We start from the raw sequence: 20,857 nt of genomic DNA, 5'->3' as shown, positions 1-20,857 counted from the left end.
GGGCTTGCGAAAACGCTCGAATCCCGCGGACGCATCGGCCGCCGCTGCCAAGGTCATCTGCTTCATGACCGTAATCATCGCCGCCCATCACCAGGGCGACAAGACGGACTACTGCCAGGCGCAGGACTTGATCAGCGTTTCCATAAGTGATCTGCCCTTGCGGATTGGTTTGCAGCACGTAGTCGGCGGTGTGATCAAAAATCGAGGTCAGCGTGCGCAAGGCGTCTTGGGCCTGCACCTGCTCGGTGATGTCTTCCACCGTGCCCACCATGCCCGCAGGCTGGCCATCCTCGAACAGCGGCGCGCAATGCACGGACAACATCAGCGGCCGGCCATCGGGCCCTTGCAGGGTGCGCACCATGTGCCATGCCTGGGCCGCCTGGACGATGCGCTGCCAAGCCGTCCAGGCCGCTTCGCGCTGCGATTCGGGCAACAGGCTCAGCCAGCCGCGGGCCATGTCTTGCGCCTGCAGCCGATGGATGCGCAGATAGGCCTCATTGGCGTAGACGATGTCGCCTTGCGTGTTGGCGCGGAACAAGCCCAGCGGGGCGGCTTGCATCAGCACGTGCAGTTCCTGCTGGCGCATGCGCAGCTCGTCGAGCAAGGCTTTGAAATCGCGCGCCAGGTCGCCGCGTTCGTCGCGGCTGCGGGTGTCCAGACGGACTTGGGCCTGCGGGTCGCGCCGCAGCGTGTGGATGGCCCGGTGCAGGGTGGTCAGGGGCTGCAGCAGCCAGCGCAGCAGCAGCCAGCTCAGGGCAGCGGCCCCCAGCGCGAACAGTCCCAGTTCTTTCAACAGGGTGCGCTGTGCTTCGCGCACCGGCGCGGCCACCTCCCAGCCGGGCAGGATCACGCGCAGTTCCCAGTCGGCCAAGGCAATGAGCTTGCGGGTGATCACGGCGCCGTCAGACGTCGAGGCCGAGGCGTCGGCCGGCTGCAGGATGCGTGCCGGATCGGGGTGAATGACGTACACCGGCTGTGCGCTGCGGGTGACGATCTCGAAATGCCCGGTGCGCCCCACCGGCGCCTGGGCCATCAGGCCCAGCAGATTCGAGCGCAGCAGGCGCAGGCCGCCCACCAGCAAGGCTTGCACACGCTGCTGCCGGTCTTTCACGGGCACCACCAGCAGCACGGCCGGGCCGGCACCGGTGCGGGCTTGCACCGGTTCGGACACCAGGCTGCGTTGCTCGGCCAGCGCGCGGCGGAAATACTCCCGGTCGGCCACGTTGATGCGGCGCCCACTGGGCAGCGGGGGCTCGTTGCTGATCAAGTCGCCGTGCAGATCGACGATGGCCAGCCCATCGAACAAGGACTTCAAGGGCGAAGGGCCGGACAGAAACGCTTGTCGCGCCGCCGGATCGGCCAATACCGTGTCGTCCAGTTGCGTGGCGGCCGCCTCCAGCACGGTGACATAGGTATGGAGTTTGTCGCCCAAATGGTCGGCCATCGATTCGGCCAGGGCGTCTTGCTGCTCGGCCAACACCGCACGGAAGTCCTCGGCCAGCCGGCGATCCTGCTGCCAACCCACGAGCGCGGCCAAGGCCACCACGGCGGTGGTGGCGATCAAGGCCACTTTGAGTTTGAGCGACAGTTTCACGGCTGGCATTGTGCCGCCGGCATGGCTGCCGCTTGCGCCCATCAAGGGGAGGATGGCCCCCAGTTATCGCAACGTCCGGTCGGGATGTGTCCAATGTCACAGATCCAGCACCAACCTCGCCGACTTCGCGCGGGAACAGCAGGGCGTGAACTGGTCGCCTGCAGCCTGCTCCTCGGGGGTGAGATAGACGTCGCGGTGGTCGATCTCGCCTTCGAGCACGCGGGTCAGGCACGTGCCGCACACCCCTTGCTCGCACGAGACCATCACGTCCACACCGCAGGCGGCCAAGGCCTGCACGACCGTCTGCCCGGCGGCCACCGGCACCACGCGGCCGCTGCTGGCCAGCACCACTTCGAAAGGGCGGTCGCCTTCGGTGGACACCGGCTCGGCCGAGAAGAACTCGTAATGCAGCCGTGATTCGGGCCAGCCGCGCGCCCGCGCTGCGCCCAGCACCGCGTCCATGAAGCCCTGCGGGCCGCAGACATAGAGATGGGTGTGCTCGTCGGCCCCTGCCAGCACGGCGTCGAGCTGGAACTGCTGTTCGGGCGGACCATCGTCGTGGTGGAACTGCACCTGCGCGGCGAAGGCCGAGGCTTCGATGCGCGAGGCGAAGGCCGTGCGCGCGCGCGAACGGGTGCAGTAGTGCATCGTGAAGGCCGCACCGGTGGCGGCCAGGCGCTCGGCCATGCACAGCAGAGGGGTCACGCCGATGCCCCCGGCCAGCAGCAGGTGGCGTTTGGCGTCATGCGCCAGCGCGAAGTGGTTGCGCGGCGGGCTGATGGTGAGCTCGTCGCCTTCGGCCACCTGCTCGTGCATGGCGCGCGAGCCGCCGCGGCTGGCCGGATCGTTCAGCACGGCGATGAGGTAGCGATGGGTCTCGGCCGGGTCGTTGCACAGCGAGTACTGGCGCACCAGGCCGCCGCTCAGGTGCACATCGATGTGCGAGCCGGCGGAAAACGCCGGCAGCGGGCGGCCGTCGGCCGACACGAGTTCGAAGCTGCAAATGCCTTCGGCCTCGACGGCCTTGCGCGCGACCCTCACGCGCAGCGACGCAGGGGCGGTGCTCATCGTGTGCTCACGCGGCCGCCGCCACCGACTCGCCGCGTTCGGCGGCGATCAGGCGATCGAGGATGCGCCGCGCCTGCACGCCGCCGGCATCGGTGTTGAGGCTCAGCAGCTTGCGTCCCGGGTGGCGCGAGAGGTTGGCTTGCTGCCCTTCCAACATGGCCAGGTCCTCGGAGAAGATCTTGCCCTGGCCTTCACGGATCTTGGCCGTCAGGGCGGCATCCTGCGGCTGGAAATGCCGCGCCATGCCCCAGAAGTACCACATGGTGGTTTCGGTTTCGGGGGTGAGGAAGTCCACCACGATGGCATAGACCTTGTCTTTGGGGTCGGCGTGGAGACCGCCCCGGCCAGCCAGGGCCACGCCGACTTCGATCATCACATGGCTGGGCGGGGTGAAGTGGCAGATTTGCCAGCGGTCCACCGGCTGGTCCACCGGCAAGCCATGGCCGCGCAGGGCCATCTGCCAGAACGGCGGGGCGATGATGCCCTGCATGAAGCGGCTGGTGGTCACGTGTTCGCCGTCCACTTTGGTCACGGGCGTGGCTTCGTCGATCTCCTTCTGGCCGATGCTGTTGGCATGCACATAGGTTTCATGCGTCAGATCCATCAGGTTGTCGATCATCAGCCGGTAATCGCAGCGGATGTGGTAGAGGCCGCCACCATAGGCCCAGTCGGGGTGGTTCGCCCAGTGCAGGTCAGGGATCAGGGCTGCATCGGCCCGGGCCGCGTCGCCCGGCCACACCCAGATGAAGCCGTGCCGCTCCACGGCCGGGTAGGCGCGGATGGCCGGAAAGCCGGCCACGCGCTGCTTGGGCATGGCCAGGGTTTTGCCGTCGCGGCCCATTTCCAGGCCATGGTAGCCGCACACCAGGCGACCTTCGCAGACGCGGCCCTGCGACAAGGGCGCGCCGCGGTGGGGGCAGAAGTCTTCGAGGGCGGCCACCCCGTCGGCGGCGCGGTAGATCACCATCGGCTCGCCCGCGATGGTGCGGCCCAGGGGCTTGTCGGCGATCTCGTCGGGAGTGCAGGCGACGTACCAGGTGTTTTTGAGGAACATGGGGCGACCTCTGGCGGGGATAAAATCTGACATTCAGTATGCTGAATGTCAGGCGATACTACTCCTCGAAGGAGCGGCCGAGGGAGAGGGTTTGACCTAGGTTCGCGGTGCTGGATCGTCGGCGTCGAGGTGCACGAATTTGCGCAACAGGCGCATGAATTCGGCCTGCTCGGCGGGGGCCAAGCGGCTCATCAGCGTGTGCTGCATGCGGTGCATCTTGGGGGTGAGGTCGGCCAACAGGGCTTGCCCGGCCGGGGTGAGCAGCAAGCGCCGCTGGCGGCGTGGCAGCAGCTCGCGCACGATCCAGCCCTTGGCTTCCAGTCGGGCGGCGATGTCGGCGGTGGTGGAGGTGTCCAGGGCCACCATCTGCGCTGCGGTGACCTGGTCGATGCCGGGATGCTCGTGCAGCACGCGCAGCACGGCGTACTGCACGGGCGTGATGTCGCGGCCCAAGGCCTCGTGGAATTGGGCCACGGCGATCTGGTGCGCCCGGCGGATCAGGTGGCCGGGCTGGTCGTAGAGCTGGATGGACAGGGGGTCGTCAGGCTGCATCGGCATGGCGCGAATTCGCGCATGCGCTGGCAGGCTGGCCCGCGCAAGCCTGCGCGCATGCAGCGCGCAGTGTAGAGCCTCGCGCCGCGGCGGCCGGCACGCAGCGCGCCAATGCCTTGAATCTTTCAGCCTGCGGACTGGCTCAGGCGTGAAGCAGTTCTTGAGCGGCGGCCCCGCGCCAAGCCCGGCTCAGCATCTCCAGCGGCAGGGGCATGCGATTGAGCGCACTGATGAGCGCGCGCAGGCTGGCCGTGACGATGTGGGTGTCTTGCCCCACGCCGAAGCGGGTGCCGGCGACATCCGGATGGGCCAGCTCCACGAAGGCGATCGCGCGGGCATCCGACCCCGAGCCGATGGCGCGTTCTTCGTAGCTGTCCAGCCGCAGCGGCAGGCCCAGGGCGTGCACGGCCGCATCCAAGGGGCCGTTGCCCCAGCCTTCCAGGCGCAGGCGTTGGCCTTGGAATTCCACCTCGAGCTGCAGGCCCACACGCGCCCCGTCTTCCATGCCATGGTGGGCCAGCAGCTTCAGCGGCTGCTCGCGGCGCAGGTATTCGCGTTCGAACAGTTCCCACAGTTGTTGTGCGCTGAGCTCGCCGCCGGTGTCGTCGGCCACTTTTTGCACCACGGCGCTGAACTCGATCTGCGCGCGCCGCGGCAGCACCAGGCCGTAGGCGGTTTCCAGCAAGAAGGCGATGCCGCCTTTGCCGGATTGGCTGTTGACGCGCACCACCGAGTCATAGCTGCGGCCCAGGTCGGCCGGGTCGATCGGCAGATAGGGCACTTCCCAGATCGCATCGGGTCGCTGGGCGGCAAAGCCTTTTTTGATGGCGTCCTGGTGGGAGCCGGAAAACGCGGTGAAGACCAAGTCGCCCACGTAAGGATGACGCGGGTGGATCGGCAGCTGGGTGCAGTCTTCCACGGTGCGAGCCACTTCGTTGATCTGCGAGAAGTCCAGCCCCGGGTGCACGCCTTGGCTGTAGAGATTGAGCGCCAGCGTGACCAGGTCGACGTTGCCGGTGCGCTCGCCGTTGCCAAACAGACAGCCTTCCACCCGCTCGGCGCCGGCCATCACCGCCAGCTCGGCCGCGGCCACGGCGGTGCCACGGTCGTTGTGCGGGTGCACGCTCAGCACGAGGCTGTCGCGGCGCTTCAGGTGCCGGTGCATCCACTCGATCTGGTCGGCATAGACATTGGGCGTGCTCATCTCCACCGTGGCCGGCAGGTTGACGATGGCTTTGTGCTGCGGCGTGGGCTGCCACACGTCCATGACCGCATCGACCACGTCTTTGGCCACTTCCAGCTCGGTGCCGCTGAACACTTCCGGGCTGTATTGGAAGGTCCAATGCGTTTGCGGCTGCCGCTGGGCGTACTGCTGCACCAGTCGGGCATGGTGGACCGCCAGTTCGCGCACCTGGTCCACGCTCATGTCAAAGACGATGCGGCGAAATGTCGGCGCCGTGGCGTTGTACAGGTGGACGATGGCGCGGCGCGCGCCGCGCAGCGACTCGAACGTGCGCGCGATCAGGTCTTCACGCGCCTGGGTGAGCACTTCGATCGTCACGTCCTCGGGAATGAGGTCGTCTTCGATGAGCTTGCGCACGAAGTCGAAGTCGGTCTGCGAAGCCGAGGGGAAGCCCACCTCGATCTCCTTGAAGCCGATGCGCACCAGCAGCTGGAACAGCCGCAGCTTGGTCGCCACGTTCATTGGCTCGAACAGGGCTTGGTTGCCGTCGCGCAGGTCGGTGCTCATCCAGATGGGCGGCCGGGTGATGACCTGGTTGGGCCAGGTGCGGTCGGGCAGGTTCACCGGGGTGAAGGGGCGGTATTTGCGTTCGGGATGCTGGAGCATGACGGGCCTCGAATGGCAGATCGATCGACGGAAAACAAAAAGGCCAGCGGGGACGCTGGCCTGGAGGTGGGAGGAGAACCGGAATGTTCAGCGGCGCGGAGTGTCCTGGATGCGGACTCGACGCGGCTCGAAGGACCGGGCACGACCCATACCAGCCAGCACGGGGGTGGCCAGTAGGGCTAGTAGTAGCAAAGTGGTCGTGGCGGTGAACATCGGTGTCAAGTGTTGGCGATGCAGGAGCCCGCTGTCAACGCAGGGCCGCAAAGGCCCCGCGTTGCACTGGGCAAAAGCTCACAGCAAGTCGAAGCGGTCGAGGTTCATCACCTTCACCCAGGCCGCGATGAAGTCCTGCACGAACTTCTCTTGACCGTCGGACTCGGCATAAACCTCGGCCAGCGCCCGCAGCACCGAGTTCGAACCGAAGACCAGATCGACCCGGCTGCCCTTCCACTTCACCACGCCGGTTTTGCGATCGACGCCTTCGAAATCATCGCCGGCCGGCCGCCATTGCACCGACATGTCCAGCAGATTGACGAAGAAATCGTTCGTCAAGGTGCCGGGGCGGTGGGTGAACACGCCCAGCGAGCTGCCGTCGTAGTTGGCGCCCAGCACCCGCAGCCCGCCGATGAGCGCGGTCATCTCCGGCGCGGTCAGCGTCAGTTGCTGGGCTTTGTCCACCAGCAAATGCTCGGCCGGCACCTGCGACTTGGCCTTCAGGTAGTTGCGGAAGCCGTCGGCGAACGGTTCGAGGTATTTGAAGCCTTCCACGTCGGTGTGCTCGGGGCCAGCATCCACGCGACCCGGCGTGAAGGGCACCTCCACGTTCAGGCCGGCGGCTTTGGCCGCCATTTCGATGCCCACACCGCCGGCCAGTACGATCACGTCGGCCAGCGACATCTTGCCCGAGGCCTTCTGAATGGCTTCCAGCTTGGGCAGCACGCGCATGGCAATCTTGTTGACCGGCCAGTCGTTCTGAGGCGCCAGCCGGATGCGCGCGCCATTGGCGCCGCCGCGCTTGTCGCCGCCACGGAAGGTCGAGGCCGACGCCCAGGCCGTGGTGACCAGCTCGCCCACCGACAAGCCGCTGGCGGCGATCTTGGCCTTCACGTCGGCGATGTCAGCCGCCGTGGGCTTGTGCACCGGCGCAGGCAGCGGGTCTTGCCAGATCAAGTCTTCCTTCGGCACTTCCGGGCCGAGGTAGCGAGCCTTGGGCCCCATGTCGCGGTGGGTCAGCTTGAACCAGGCGCGCGCATAGGCATCGGCGAAGGCTTGCGGGTCGTTGAGGAACTTGCGCGAGATCTTCTCGTACACCGGGTCGAAGCGCAGCGACAAATCGGTGGTCAGCATCGTCGGCTTGCGCTTGGGCGAATCCGGCGTGGGCCCGGGGATGATCTCGTCGGCGCCTTTGGCCACCCACTGGATGGCACCGGCCGGCGAGCGGGTTTGCTCCCATTCGTACTTGAACAGGATTTCGAAGAAATCGTTGTTCCAGCGCGCCGGGGTGGTGGTCCAGGTCACCTCCAGGCCCGAGGTGATCGCATCCTTGCCTTTGCCGGAGCCGAAGCTGCTGGTCCAGCCCAGGCCTTGCTCATGCAGCGGGGCGGCTTCGGGGTCCGGGCCCACATGCGAGGCCGGGCCAGCACCATGCGTCTTGCCCAGGGTGTGGCCGCCGGCGATCAGGGCGACGGTTTCCTCGTCGTTCATCCCCATGCGGGTGAAGGTCTCGCGGATGTCCTTGGCAGCGGCCACCGGATCGCCATTGCCATTGGGACCTTCCGGGTTGACGTAGATGAGGCCCATTTGCACGGCCGCCAGCGGATTCTCCAGCTCGCGCTGGCCGCTGTAGCGCTGGTCGTCGGACAGCCACGTGGTTTCGCGGCCCCAATACACGTCATTGTCGGGTTCCCAGGTGTCCTCCCGTCCGGCGCCGAAGCCAAAGGTACGGAAGCCGGTGGACTCCAGCGCCACGTTGCCGGCCAGAATCATCAAGTCGGCCCAGGAGATCTTCTTGCCGTATTTCTGTTTGATCGGCCACAGCAGGCGCCGGGCCTTGTCGAGGTTGACGTTGTCCGGCCAGGAGTTCAGCGGCGCAAAGCGCTGCTGCCCGCGCCCGCCACCGCCGCGGCCATCCCCGATGCGATAGGTGCCCGCGCTGTGCCATGCCATGCGGATCATCAAGCCGGCATAACTGCCATGGTCAGCCGGCCACCAGTCTTGCGACTCGGTCATCAGCTTCTTGAGATCCGCCTTCAGCGCTGCATAGTCGAGCTTCTTGAACTCCTCTCGGTAATTGAAGTTCTTGCCCAAAGGATTGGACTTTTCCGAGTGCTGGCTCAACAAGTCCAGCCGCAGCTGGTTGGGCCACCAATCCTTGTTCGTCGTGCCCGCGCCGGCGACGGCGTGGAACGGGCATTTGCTTTCAGCGGTCATGCATCTCTCCTAGTGGGGTTGGAGTTCGACGAGAGGCGGTCGCACCCAAAGGGGCGGCCCGCGTGCTCACATGGCCTGCGCCAACGCAGCCAGAACTTCCAGGACGGCGTCGAACATGACAGGCTCCTTTCTATCGATACCGATCAAGTGATAGGCATCGGCAATGAAAGGATAGGCGCTGGAGAGGACGATGGGAAATGGAACCTATCGATATGACAGATAGCGTAAGACTATCGAGCTCAAGCAGCCGTCGGGGCAATCCCGAACACGCGCACCGCCCCGGAAAAGCTGAGAAAGGCCAAGGCGGTCGACCACAAAATGATGCGCGCGATGCGTCCGTTGTCGGCCTGAAACCGTTCTGCCAACAGGGATACATTGCTGGCCGACGGCAAGGCTGCCGCCAAGACCAAGGCGGTGAGCGCCAGAGGCTCCAGCGGCAGCCCGAGGCGTAGCGCCGCCAGGCCGGCGGCCAGCACCAGCAGGGGGTGCACGACCAGCTTGATGAAAACGATGGGCGCGTAGTCCGACACCGGGGTGGGCCGCTGCAGATTCTTTTGCGAGCGCCACAGCACCGCGCCGATGGTGAACAGTGCCACGGGCGAGGCGGCTTGGCCCAGCATCGCGATCATGCGCTCCAGCGGGCCGGGCAAGGTCATTTGCAGCAGCGAAACCGCCGCGCCGGCGGCAATCGACCAGGGCAGCGGGTTGCTCAACGCACCGCGCAGGGCCTTGCCCAGGCTCTCACGCCAGTGGCCGCCACCACTTTGCGCCAAGGCCAAGCATATCGAGCTGGTCACGAACAGATCGGCCAAGATGGTGACGATCACCGGCCCGGCTGCACGCTCGCCCATCAACGCCACGATCAGCGGCACGCCCATGAAGCCGGTATTCGGAAACGCGGCCACCAAGGCGCCGAAGGCGCTGTCCTTGAGACTGATGCCCTGGGCCCGCGAATGCGCCACGGTGACGAAGACGATCAGCAGCGCGCAGGCGATGTACAGACCCAGCCACACGGGGTTGACCAACTGGGCAAAGGGCGTGCTCGCCCCGAAGCGAAACAACATGCAAGGCAAGGCGAAGAACAGCACGAACATGTTCAGCCCGGGGATGGCCGACTCGGGCAACAGCCCCCGGCGTGCTGCCACATAGCCGCACAGCACCAAGGCGAAAAACGGGAAAGTGACTTGAAAGATCGCTTGCATGCGGCGCGCAGTATCGCAAGCCGGCGCGAACTCTGCCTGACGACGGCCTGAAAAACGCCGCCGGTATCATCTCGCCCCGTGTCGACCCAGCCTCCATCCCTCAATCCTGCGCAACTCGAAGCCGTTCATTACCTGCAAGGGCCTTGCCTGGTGCTGGCTGGCGCCGGCTCGGGCAAAACCCGGGTGATCACCCACAAAATCGCGCGGCTGTTGCAGGCCGGCTACGCCCCGTGCCAGATCGCGGCCATCACCTTCACCAACAAAGCGGCCGAGGAAATGCGCGAGCGCGCCCGTGGCCTGGTGGGCGCCAAGGCCGCGCAGCACTTGGTGATCAGCACCTTCCACAGCCTGGGGGTGCGCATCTTGCGCGCCGATGGCCCCCGACTGGGCCTGAAGGAAAAGTTCTCCATCCTCGACAGCGACGATGTGCTGTCCATCCTGCGCGAGGCTGGCGGCACCACCGATGCGGCCACGGCGCGGCGCTGGCAATGGACCATCAGCCTGTGGAAGAACCAAGGGCTCGACAGCCAGCAGGCCGCCCGGGCCGCCAAAGACGAGGACGAGCGTGTGGCCGCCCGCGTGATGCAGCGCTATGAGGAACGCTTGGTGGCCTACCAGGCGGTGGACTTCGACGACCTGATCGGCTTGCCGCTGAAGCTGCTGCAGCGTGACGCCGAGGCCCGCGCCAAGTGGCAAGACACCCTGCGCTACGTGCTGGTGGACGAATACCAAGACACCAATGCCGTGCAGTACGAGCTGCTCAAGGCCCTGGTGGGCGAGCGCGCCATGTTCACCGCCGTGGGCGATGACGACCAGTCCATCTACGGCTGGCGCGGGGCCACCATCGAAAACCTCAAACGCTTGCCGCAGGACTACCCGCAGCTCAAGGTCATTCCACTGGAGCAGAACTACCGCTCCACCGGCGCCATCCTGCGCGCGGCCAACCACGTGATCGCCGCCAACCCCAAGATCTTCGAAAAGAAGCTCTGGAGCGAATTCGGCGAGGGCGAGCCGGTGCGCGTGCTGGAGTGCGACAACGAGGAGCACGAGGCCGAGCGCGCGGTGGCCCGCATCCAGGGGCTCAGGGCCCAAGGGGGGCAGGTTCAGTGGAGTGACTTCGCCATACTCTACCGCGCCAACCACCAAGCGCGCGTGTTCGAGCAAGCCTTGCGCAAGGCCAACATTCCCTACAAAGTCTCGGGCGGCCAAAGCTTCTTCGACCGCGCCGAGATCAAAGACCTGTGCGCGTGGTTGCGCCTGTTGGTCAACAACGATGACGACCCTGCCTTTTTGCGCGCGGTGACCACGCCCAAGCGTGGCATCGGTCACCAGACGCTGGCGCAGCTGGGCGAGTTTGCCGGCAAGTGGCGCGTGAGTCTGTTCGAGGCCTTGTTTGCCGAGTCGCTGGGCAGCGCCGTCAGCGCGCGCGCCGTGGGCGCGCTGCATGAGTTTGGCCGCTATGTGAACGACCTGGCGTACCGTTTCGGCCATGCCGTGGGCGCCGAGGCGGCCAAGCCCGCGCTGATGGACTGGCTCAAGGACATCGGCTACGAGCAGCATCTCTACGAGGCGGAAGACAACGAAAAGCTCGCCGCCAGCCGTTGGCAAAACGTGCTGGACTTCATCGACTGGATTGCGCGGCGCTGTGGCGGCGAGCTGCACACCGAAGGGGGCGTCACCACCGAGACCGAGCGCCACAGCGTGTTGGACGTGGCGCAGACGATCTCGGTCATCTTGAGCCTGGCCGAGCGCGGCGGCGACACCAACGTGGTGACGCTGTCTACGCTGCATGCCGCCAAGGGCCTGGAGTGGCCGCATGTCTTCCTCGCCGGGGTGAACGAGGGCTTGCTGCCCTTCAAGAGCGAAGACGAGGACATGACCCCGCAGCGCTTGGAGGAGGAGCGTCGGCTGATGTACGTGGGCATCACGCGCGCGCGCACCACGCTGGTGGTCAGCACCCTCAAGCGCCGCAAGAAAGGCCGCGAGTTCGTGGCAGGCATTCCCAGCCGCTTCATCGGCGAGATGAAGCTGGACGAAAAGACCATGAAGGAAGACCCACGCGAGAAACTCAAGGCCCTGCGCGCGGAATTTGCGCTGCGAGCCGCACAGCGGGCGGGGCAGCAGGGCTGACCCCGGGCCACTCCCGATGACGGCGCTGGGGGGGCCACCCACAATCGGCGCCCATGACACACACTGCCATCCCCTGGGCCACCGCCTGGCGCTACACCCTGCCGTGGGTGCTGGTGGCCAGCGCCCTGCTGGCCATCTTCAGCGGGCCGCATGCGCTCGATGCCGAGGTGTTGCGCTTCGTCTTCAAGCCGCTGACCACCGTGCTCATCATTGCGTATGCCTGGTCCCGGGCTGGCGATGGGCCGCGGCGTCGCACTGGGGTGCTGGTGGGGCTGGTGTTCTCGCTGGCCGGAGACATCGCGTTGATGTGGCCGGGCGGTTTTGTGGCCGGGCTGGCGGCCTTCTTGCTGGCCCATCTGGCGTATCTCGTGGCCTTCACGTCCACCACGCGGCTGGCCGCGGTCTGGCAGCCCTGGGTGTTTTATGGGGTGGCCAGCGTGGCCCTGCTGGCGCAGTTGTGGCCGGGCGTGCCGGCGGCATTGCAGCTCCCGGTGGTGGCCTATGTGATCTGTTTGGCCGCCATGGCCGCGCAGGCGGCCACCTGGTGGCTGCACGCGGCCGGGGCCCCGGCCTCGCGCGAGGCGGGTTGCGCGGCGCTGGGGGGCTTGCTCTTCGTGTGCTCCGACGCCCTGTTGGCCATCAACATGTTCCTGGATCCGCTGCCGCAGGCATCGTTGTGGGTGCTGTCCACCTATTGGGCGGCGCAGTGGTGCATTGCGTCGTCACTGGCCGCGCCGGGGCGGCGTTGAAGCAGTGGTTCCGATTTTCGCTACCGGCTTTTCGGCGTCTGATTGTCGAAGTGACGGCTGTTTTGACCTTGCGGCCGGTCGATCGGTGGGCGCTCGAGCGGCAGTGACCGCAGCCGCGAACGCGGCTGATGAGCTTGGGCCTGTGCCGTGGCCGACGGTCGTCTCGAACCGGCGGGTGGTTTGCCACCAAACCTTGCCAGAAGATGTAAGCGCTGGTCATTCCTCTTGATCGGGGGTACCGAAGGGGGAGGCAGGCGGTCCGGGCCGGGGACGGAACGCGTGCATCCGGCAGGTTGTGGGCAAGCCGCCGTGTCACGGTCAAACCATGGGCTCGCAGCCGCGTGCGGCGATCGAGGTCGGATTCTTCAGAGGAAGCCGATCTGGCGCTGGCTGAAGTGGCGCAGGTTGGGCAAGATGGTGTCGAGCTGGGCATCGCTGGCGCCGAACCATCGCAGCAAGGTGGCGGCGTATTGGTCCACCGAGAGGGTCGGAATCCAGCGGCCGTGCTGTTCCCAGCCATGCACGCCCACGTCGTCCGGCCCGCCGAGCACCAGTTCGGGGTAGCGGCCGTAGGTGCCGCCGGCCACCGCGCCGCCCATCACGAGATGGTGGTTGCCCCAGGCGTGGTCGGTGCCGGCGCTGTTGTTGGGCTTGAAGGTGCGGCCGAAGTCGCTTTGGGTGAAGAGCGTGACGTTCTGGGCCAAGCCGAGGTTGAGCATGGCTTGGTGAAAACAGGCCAGGGCTTGGGCAAGGATGCCGAGCAAGCGGGCATGCTCGCCGGTGGTGCTGCTGCTGCCGATTTGGTTGCCGTGGGTGTCGAAGCCGCCCAGCGAGGCGAAGAAGATCTGGCGTTCGCCTTGCACCGTGGCTCGGCTTTCGATGAGCTTGGCCACCTGGTAGAGCTGCTGGCCGAGGCTGGAGGAGATGTTGCCGTCGCTGATCAGCGGGGCGAAGGCCTGGTTGATCGCGGTCGAGGCTTGGGGGTCTGACGGGGTGGTCTTCACCAAGGCGCCCAGTCGCTCGGACACGGCCAGCGCATCACGCTGTTGGCGCATGTAGGCGTCGAGCAGGGCATGGGGGTGGTTGCCGGCGTACAGGGCTTGAACGGCGGCTTTGCGAGCGGCCACCGGTGCCCAGGAGGTGTCGCTCAGCCCTTCCAGCCCGAAGGTGGCGCCAGGGCCGGGCAGCACCAGGGGAGCGGTCAGTGTGGACAAGCCGAAGCGGCTGTTGCCTCCTACCGAGATCACCGGGTTGGCCGTGGCCAGGGCGTCGGCGGCGCGGCCGCCCCAGCCGGTGCGCACCATGGCGCTGGTGCTGGCGGCTTCCCACAGCAGTTGTTGGTCGGAGTGCGAGAACAGCGCATCAGGGATGAGCGGCGAGTTGGCCGGCGCATTGCGGTATTCGGCTTTGGTCAAGGGGGCGTACAGCGGGCCCACGTTGAACACCGCAGCCAGGTGCCCTTGGCTCCAGACCGGTGCCAGCGCGGCCATGGCCGGGTGCAGGCCGTAATCGCTGCCACCCAAGGGAATCAGCGCGCTGCGCGGCAGCGCCAGCGGGCCCCGCACGCTGGCATATTGTTGATAGCGCGTGGCGTCGGTGGGCACGATGGTGTTGAGCCCATCGTTGCCACCGTACAGAAAGACGCAAACCAGCGCTTTGTAGCCGGACTGTGCTTGCACGGGGGTGTGCAGCAAGCTCGCCAGGCCGCCCAGGCCCAGCGCGCCGGCCAGGGTGCGGCCGGTGAACTTGAGCCATTGGCGGCGCGGCATGACCCAGGCTTCGGCGGCAGTGGGTGGTTTCATGGGCGGCCTCATCGGATGATCTGGTATTGCGGCGAGGCAAAGATCAGGTAGGCGGCTTGACGCACCCGGTTCAGTCGCACGGTCTCGTTGCTGCCAGGGCCAAAGGCCGAGACGGCGTCGATCACCAGTCTGCGCGGGCCGGCCGGTAGCTGCTCGCCCAGCACCAGCATCGACAGCCGATCGACCAGCTTGGCGGGGTCGTCGGCATCGGATGCAAAGGCGCTGAGGTCCACACGGGTGCCCACGGCATTGGGCACTTGGGATGCCGGGGCCGAGCCGCCCCAAAACACCAAGTAGTTCACGTAATTGATGCGCTGCAAGGCGGTGTTGGCATTGTGGATGCCGAAAGCCGGGCCCACCAGCGCGGTGCCGGCCACGGGGTAGTCCGGGGGGTAGAAATTGAACACCGACGGGGCGCGGAAGAGGTGCTGTCGCAACTGTTCACCCCACCACCAACCCAGGGCATCGCCGTCGGTGAGGCCGTTGAGCGCACGCAACACGCCGGTGAAGACTTGCACCGGCTCGCGCAGGCGGCCGAATTCGGGCCCGGGGTTGGCGTTGCGGGCTTCCGGGTCGAGCAAGATGGCCGCGATGGTGGCGCGCAGGTCGCCGCGCTGACCGGTGCCGAAGCTGTCGAAACGGCCGGTGTTGAAGGCGGTGCTGACCCTTTGCACATAGGCCGCAGAGGGGTTGCTGGTGACCAGGTGCTGGATGAGCTGTTTGCCGATGAACGGACCGATGTTGGGGTGGTTCATCAGGCTGTCGAGCACGGCCTCCAGGGCTTGGGGCGCCGTGTGGCCGGCGGCCAGGCTCACCCCCGACAGCAGCGTGCGCGCACCGGTGTCGTGGTAGGCCGCCGCGGGCACCATGTCGCCGCCGTAATAGCGGCAGTGGGTGCCCTGCGGCCAGCAGCCCCAGGCGGTGGCGCCACCGGGGGGATAGGTCCAGCCCGTCAAGGCGTAGGCGTAGGCGCGTACGGTGTCATTGTCGTAGGTGGGAATGCATTTGCCGCTTTTGAGCGTGCCGTCGGGGTTGAGCTCGCAGGTGCCGATCGAAAAGAGTTGCAGCAGTTCGCGCGCGAAGTTCTCGTTCGGCGCGGCGCGGTCGTTGTTGGCATTGTTCAGATAGTCGCCCATCACCGGCGACAGGCTCACTTTGCGCAGCACCTCGCGGTAGTTGCCGAAGGCCTGTTCCAGCAACATGTTGTGGTAGTTGCGCAAGCCATAGGTGCCTTCGACCTCGAGGTTGGACACCACGAGGATTTGCTGCAGCGCCAGCGCCACGCGTTGGCGCAGTTGGTCGGGATTGTGGACGGCATTGCGGTAGAAGTCCCACACCAACGGAGTGGCAGACCACCAATCGCGCCAGCAGTTCGCGCCGCGGCCGTCGCAGAAGTTGCCGCTGCCGGTGTGCTGGTGCACGGCGCCGGTGCCGCCGCTGGTGTAGCGCGACATGGGCAGGTTCATTTGCTCGGCGATCCATTTGGCCGGGCCTTGGGTGCGGATGGTGGCAATCAAGGCTTCGGTGGGGCCGAAGGTGGCCTGATCGGCCAGACGCACGGCGTCGCGCTGGGTGGTGGGTTGGTCGGGCAGGCTGGATGCCGGCGGTGCGGTCGGCTCCGAGCCGGTCTTCGGGCCGCTCGCACCGCCGCCACAGGCGGCCAAGCCCAACAAGGCCACCCACATCACGGCCGATGAGGCGGCACCCCGCGCCAGACGTCGCGCGCGCGTCAGGGGCGTGTCCAGGTGGCGGATGTCCAAGGGCAAGCTCTCCGGTGTCGGGCGCCAAAGTGTCACCCGCGGTGTGACGCGCTGTGTCAGAAAACGTCACGGTGTGGCGGTTCTGCCGCGCGGCTGCACGCCGTGGCACTGGCGTGGCTTGGACGAAGCAAACGGGACGCCCGAGGAGGGCTCGCCTTACATCTGGTCACATCTTCGTGGGGCCGCGGGTCGGATGGGGGCCGGGCACCGAGCCGCCGGCGCGCACGCTGACGGCGCAGTACTTGAACTCGGGGATCTTGCCGTAGGGATCCAGCGCGGGGTTGGTGAGTTTGTTGATGGCGGCTTCGGCATAACAGAAGGGCACGAAGACGGTGCCCACGGGGGTGCCTTCGTCGGCGCGGGCGTACAGAGCCACTTCACCACGGCGCGAGCGCAGCGTGACCAGGCCCCCGGGGGCCACGCCCAGGCGTTGCAAGTCTTGCGGGTGCATCAGGCCCACCGGGTCTGGCTCCAGGGCATCGAGCACCCGGCTGCGCCGGGTCATGCTGCCGGTGTGCCAGTGTTCGAGCTGGCGGCCGGTGATGAGCACGAAGGGATGGTCGGCATCGGGGCGTTCGTCGGCCGACACGAGATCGACTGGCACGAAGCGGCCGCGGCCGTCGGGCGTGGGGAAGTGGTCGGTGAACACCACGGCCTGCCCCGGCGCGTCCTCATCCGGGCAGGGGTGCACGACGGCGCCTTCGCGTTGCAGGCGGGCCCAGCTCAGGCCGGCCAGGCTGGGCATGCACTGACGCATTTCTTCATAGACCTGGCCAATGTCGGTGTAGTGCCAAGGCAGCCCCAGGCCTTGGGCGATGGACTGGATGATCTCCCAGTCCTGGCGCGCCTGACCCGGCGGCTGCAGGGCTTGACGGCCAAGCTGCACGAGCCGGTCGGTGTTGGTGAAGCTGCCGGTTTTCTCCGGGAAGGCCGAGGCCGGCAGCACCACGTCGGCCAGCGCGGCGGTTTCGGTGAGGAAGATGTCTTGCACCACCAGGTGGTCCAGCGCGGCCAAGGCTTGGCGCGCATGCTCGGCATCGGGGTCGCTCATCGCCGGGTTCTCGCCCACGATGTACATGCCGCGCACCTCGCCGCGCAAGGCGGCGTCCATCACTTCCACCACGGTGAGGCCGGGCTGGTCGTCCAGCGGCACGCCCCAGAGCCGTTCGAACTTGGCGCGCGCGGCCGCATCGGTGACGCGCTGGTAGTCCGGGAACATCATCGGGATCAAGCCGGCGTCCGACGCGCCTTGCACATTGTTTTGTCCGCGCAAGGGATGCAGCCCGGTGCCGGGCCGGCCGATCTGGCCGGTCATCAGCGCCAGCGCGATCAGGCAGCGGGCATTGTCGGTGCCATGGACATGCTGGCTGATGCCCATGCCCCACAGGATCATCGAGGCGCGCGCGGTGGCATAGGCGCGCGCCACTTCACGGATCGTGTCGGCGTCGATGCCGCACAGCGGGGCCATGGCCTCGGGGCGGTAGGCTGCGAGATGGGCCTTGAGGGCGTCGAAACCGGTCGTGCGCGCCTCGATGAAGGCGGAGTCGATCAGGTCTTCGGCGATGATCGTGTGCATCATCGCGTTGAGCAGCGCCACGTCGGTGTCGGGGCGGAACTGCAGCATGCGCCAGGCGTGGCGGGCGAGTTCGGTGCGCCTCGGGTCGGCCACGACGAGCTTGGTGCCTTGCCGCACCGCGTTCTTGATCCAGGTGGCGGCCACCGGGTGATTGACCGTGGGATTGGCGCCGATCAGGAGCACGAACTCGGCCTGTGCGACATCGCGCACCGGGTTGGACACCGCGCCGGAGCCAATGCCTTCGAGCAGCGCGGCCACCGACGAGGCATGACACAGACGCGTGCAATGATCGACGTTGTGGCTGCGAAAGCCGGTGCGCACCAGCTTCTGAAAGAGGTAGGCCTCCTCGTTGCTGCCCTTGGCCGAGCCGAAGCCGGCCAGCGCGCGCGGCCCCAGCGTGTCGCGGATGCGGCGCAAGCCCTCGCTGGCGCGCGCCAGGGCCTCGTCCCAGCTGGCTGCGCGGAAGACTTCGTGCCAGCGCTCGGGATCGACCGGGGTGTGCTTGGGGACGCCTTCGCGGCGCAGCAATGGCACGGTCAGGCGCTGGGGGTGATGCACGTAGTCGAAGCCATAGCGCCCTTTGACGCACAGACGACCCTGGTTGGCCGGGCCGTGGCGGCCTTCGACGCGCAGGATGCGCTCGTCCTTGATGTGGTAGGTGAGCTGACAGCCCACGCCGCAGTAGGGGCAGATCGACTCCACGCGTCGATCGGCCTGCTGCAAGGCCGCGCCTTGCGCGGGGCTGAGGGCGCCGGTGGGGCAGGCTTGCACGCATTCACCGCAGCCCACGCAGGTGGAGGCGCCCATCGCATCGCCCATGTCGAAGACGATGGTGGTGCGCGCGCCGCGGCCGGCCAGGCCGATCACGTCGTTGACTTGCACCTCGCGGCAGGCGCGCAGGCAGCGGGTGCAATGGATGCAGGCGTCCAGGTGCACCGCGATGGCCGGGTGCGAGACATCGGGTGCGGGTTGCGTGCGCGGGGCAAAGCGCGGCTGGCCCACCCCGAGCTTGGCGGCCCATTCGGTCAGCTCGTTGCGACCGGTGCGCGGGGTGGCCGGCTGGTCCGACAGCAGCAGCTCGATCACCATCTTCTGCGCCGCCACCGCACGTGCGCTGTCGCTGCGCACCACCATGCCGGGCGTGGGGCTGCGGCAGCACGAGGGCGCCAGCACCCGCTCGCCTTCGATCTCGACCACGCAGGCGCGGCAGTTGCCGGCCGGGCGCAGGCCCTGGTCATGACACAGGTGGGGGATTTCGATGCCGTGACGCCGGGCCACGGTCCACAGGGTTTCGCCCGCACGGGCTTGCACCGGCTGCCCGTTCAGGGTGAAGTCGATGACGACCTCGGGCGACATCACCGCATTCATGCGAGCTCCTCGGCAAAGTACTTGATCACGCAGTCCACCGGGTTGGGGGCGGCTTGTCCCAAGCCGCAGATGGATGCCTCGCGCATCACTTGCGACAACTCCGCCAGCAAGGCGGTGTCCCAGCGCGGCTGCTCGATCAGCGCACGCGCCTTGCTCGTGCCGACGCGGCAGGGCGTGCACTGACCACAGGATTCGGCCTCGAAGAAGCGCATCAGGTTGCGCGCGGCCTGCACTGCGCGGTCATGTTGCGACAGCACGATGATGGCGGCCGAACCGATGAAGGCTCCATAGGGCTGCAAGGTGTCGAAGTCCAGCGGCAGGTCGGCCAAGCGGGCCGGCAGAATGCCGCCCGAGGCCCCGCCGGGCAGGTAGGCGTACAGCTGGTGACCGTCGAGCATGCCGCCGCAATGCTCGTCGATCAGCTCGCGCAGCGTGATGCCCGCCGGGGCGAGCTTGACGCCGGGCTGCTTCACGCGGCCCGACACGGAAAACGAGCGCAGGCCCTTGCGGCCGCGCCGGCCGTGCGAGGCGAACCACTGTGGCCCGCGCTCGACGATGTCGCGCACCCAGTAGAGCGTCTCGAAGTTGTGCTCCAGCGTGGGCCGACCGAACAAGCCCGCTTCGGCCAGATACGGCGGGCGCAGCCGGGGCAGGCCCCGCTTGCCTTCGATGGATTCGATCATGGCCGACTCTTCGCCGCAGATGTACGCGCCGGCGCCGCGGCGCAACTCGATGTGCGGCAGCGGCACGGGGGCAGCGGCTTGCAAAGCGGCGAGTTCACGGGCCAGCATCGCGCGGCAGCCGTGGTATTCGTCGCGCAGGTAGATGTAAATGGCTTCCACCCCCACGGCCCAGGCCGCGATCAGCATGCCTTCGAGGAAGCGGTGTGGGTCGCGCTCCAGATAGTGCCGGTCTTTGAACGTGCCGGGCTCGCCTTCGTCGATGTTGACGGCCATCAGCCGCGGTGCTGGCTGCGCGCGCACGATGCGCCATTTGCGCCCGGCCGCAAACCCCGCGCCGCCCAGGCCACGCAGGCCCGAGTCGTCCAGGGCCTGCAGCACGGCTTCCACCGGGCGCTGGCCGCTCACGCAGGCCTGCAGCGTGGCATAGCCGCCTTGGGCGCGGTAGGCGTCCAAGCCCAAGGCCGCGGGCATGTCCTCGTGATGCAGGCCCTGGGCGATGGTGGCTTGCACGGCTGCGGCGGTGGCCCGCCCGATCGGGCGTTGATGCACCAGGGCCACCGGCGCCTCATGGCAGCGGCCCAGGCAGGGGGCGGGGACGACGCGCACGTGCGTCCCCAGCAGACCCGGCAGCCGTTGCAACAGCTCATGCGCGCCGGCCAGCTCGCACGACAGGCTGTCGCACACCCGCACGGTCAGCGCTGGCGGCGCTTCGAAGCTGCCATCGGGCCGCTCGCGCACCACGTCGAAGTGGTGGTAGAAGCTGGCCACTTCATACACCTCGACCTGCGACAGCCGCATCCATTGCGCCAGCGCGGCGAGGTGGTCGGTGCGCAGCTGATGAAAGCGGTCTTGCAGCGCATGCAGGGCCTCGATGAGCTGGTCGCGCCGCGGCAGCACGCCCTGCAGCGTGGCTTGCACCTCGCGCAGCGCTTCGGGGCTCACGGGCCGTCCGCGGGGGGCTTGCCGACGACGTTGGCGGCTGGGAGCACCCTCGGGGTGCAGGGGGATGATCTTGGCATCCATGGCCGGGGATCTTCGTT

13 protein-coding genes are annotated in these 20,857 nt (G+C 67.3%); 2 read left to right on the top strand and 11 right to left on the bottom strand.

Features of this window, described 5'->3' with window-relative positions:
* From F615_RS18690 to F615_RS0113880, 7 genes are all read right to left on the bottom strand, one after another.
* A partial coding sequence (locus F615_RS18690) for a PAS domain-containing protein (RefSeq protein ID WP_169452433.1) occupies positions 1–1,594 on the bottom strand: 1,594 nt, incomplete at its 3' end.
* Between the two features lie 96 nt (positions 1,595–1,690).
* Entirely contained in the window at positions 1,691–2,662 is a 972-nt protein-coding gene (locus F615_RS0113910; RefSeq protein ID WP_019561790.1) for a PDR/VanB family oxidoreductase, read from the bottom strand.
* Between the two features lie 7 nt (positions 2,663–2,669).
* Positions 2,670–3,716, bottom strand: a complete 1,047-nt coding sequence (locus tag F615_RS0113905) for an aromatic ring-hydroxylating dioxygenase subunit alpha (protein ID WP_019561789.1) — start codon at positions 3,714–3,716, stop codon at positions 2,670–2,672.
* Positions 3,717–3,812: 96 nt separating this feature from the next.
* Positions 3,813–4,274: a MarR family winged helix-turn-helix transcriptional regulator gene (locus F615_RS0113900; RefSeq protein ID WP_019561788.1), complete on the bottom strand. Its 462-nt coding sequence runs from the start codon at positions 4,272–4,274 to the stop codon at positions 3,813–3,815.
* A 136-nt stretch (positions 4,275–4,410) separates the two neighbouring features.
* Positions 4,411–6,117, bottom strand: a complete 1,707-nt coding sequence (gene leuA / locus F615_RS18685) for a 2-isopropylmalate synthase (protein ID WP_019561787.1) — start codon at positions 6,115–6,117, stop codon at positions 4,411–4,413.
* A gap of 291 nt (positions 6,118–6,408) precedes the next feature.
* Positions 6,409–8,547 (bottom strand): catalase/peroxidase HPI, encoded by a 2,139-nt coding sequence (katG, locus tag F615_RS0113890; RefSeq protein WP_019561786.1) that lies wholly within the window; start codon positions 8,545–8,547, stop codon positions 6,409–6,411.
* Between the two features lie 239 nt (positions 8,548–8,786).
* Entirely contained in the window at positions 8,787–9,749 is a 963-nt protein-coding gene (locus F615_RS0113880; protein WP_019561785.1) for an AEC family transporter, read from the bottom strand.
* 78 nt (positions 9,750–9,827) lie between these two features.
* Here F615_RS0113880 and F615_RS0113875 point away from each other — a divergent pair, with 78 nt between their 5' ends.
* Both F615_RS0113875 and F615_RS0113870 read left to right on the top strand, forming a co-directional pair.
* A complete protein-coding gene (locus tag F615_RS0113875; RefSeq protein WP_019561784.1) occupies positions 9,828–11,879 on the top strand; it encodes an ATP-dependent helicase in 2,052 nt (683 codons plus the stop codon).
* 53 nt (positions 11,880–11,932) lie between these two features.
* Positions 11,933–12,628 (top strand): lysoplasmalogenase, encoded by a 696-nt coding sequence (locus tag F615_RS0113870; RefSeq protein ID WP_019561783.1) that lies wholly within the window; start codon positions 11,933–11,935, stop codon positions 12,626–12,628.
* Between the two features lie 365 nt (positions 12,629–12,993).
* On the opposite strand, the gene F615_RS0113865 is transcribed toward F615_RS0113870, so the two are convergent.
* The 4 genes from F615_RS0113865 to F615_RS0113850 all read right to left on the bottom strand — a co-directional run bounded on the left by F615_RS0113865 (position 12,994) and on the right by F615_RS0113850 (position 20,840).
* Complete coding sequence (locus tag F615_RS0113865; RefSeq protein ID WP_019561782.1) at positions 12,994–14,430, bottom strand: DUF1501 domain-containing protein; 1,437 nt, start codon at positions 14,428–14,430, stop codon at positions 12,994–12,996.
* Positions 14,431–14,438: 8 nt separating this feature from the next.
* Positions 14,439–16,190: a DUF1800 domain-containing protein gene (locus tag F615_RS0113860; protein WP_019561781.1), complete on the bottom strand. Its 1,752-nt coding sequence runs from the start codon at positions 16,188–16,190 to the stop codon at positions 14,439–14,441.
* Positions 16,191–16,356: 166 nt separating this feature from the next.
* Positions 16,357–19,134 (bottom strand): formate dehydrogenase subunit alpha, encoded by a 2,778-nt coding sequence (fdhF, locus tag F615_RS0113855; protein ID WP_019561780.1) that lies wholly within the window; start codon positions 19,132–19,134, stop codon positions 16,357–16,359.
* A complete protein-coding gene (locus tag F615_RS0113850; RefSeq protein ID WP_019561779.1) occupies positions 19,131–20,840 on the bottom strand; it encodes an NADH-ubiquinone oxidoreductase-F iron-sulfur binding region domain-containing protein in 1,710 nt (569 codons plus the stop codon). Before F615_RS0113850 ends, fdhF begins: the two co-directional genes overlap by 4 nt.
* Between the last annotated feature and the right edge of the window lie 17 nt (positions 20,841–20,857).

It is taken from the genome of Caldimonas manganoxidans ATCC BAA-369, from assembly GCF_000381125.1.
In the GTDB taxonomy this organism is placed as follows: domain Bacteria; phylum Pseudomonadota; class Gammaproteobacteria; order Burkholderiales; family Burkholderiaceae_C; genus Caldimonas; species Caldimonas manganoxidans.
This window is presented reverse-complemented; position numbering and strand designations above follow the sequence as displayed.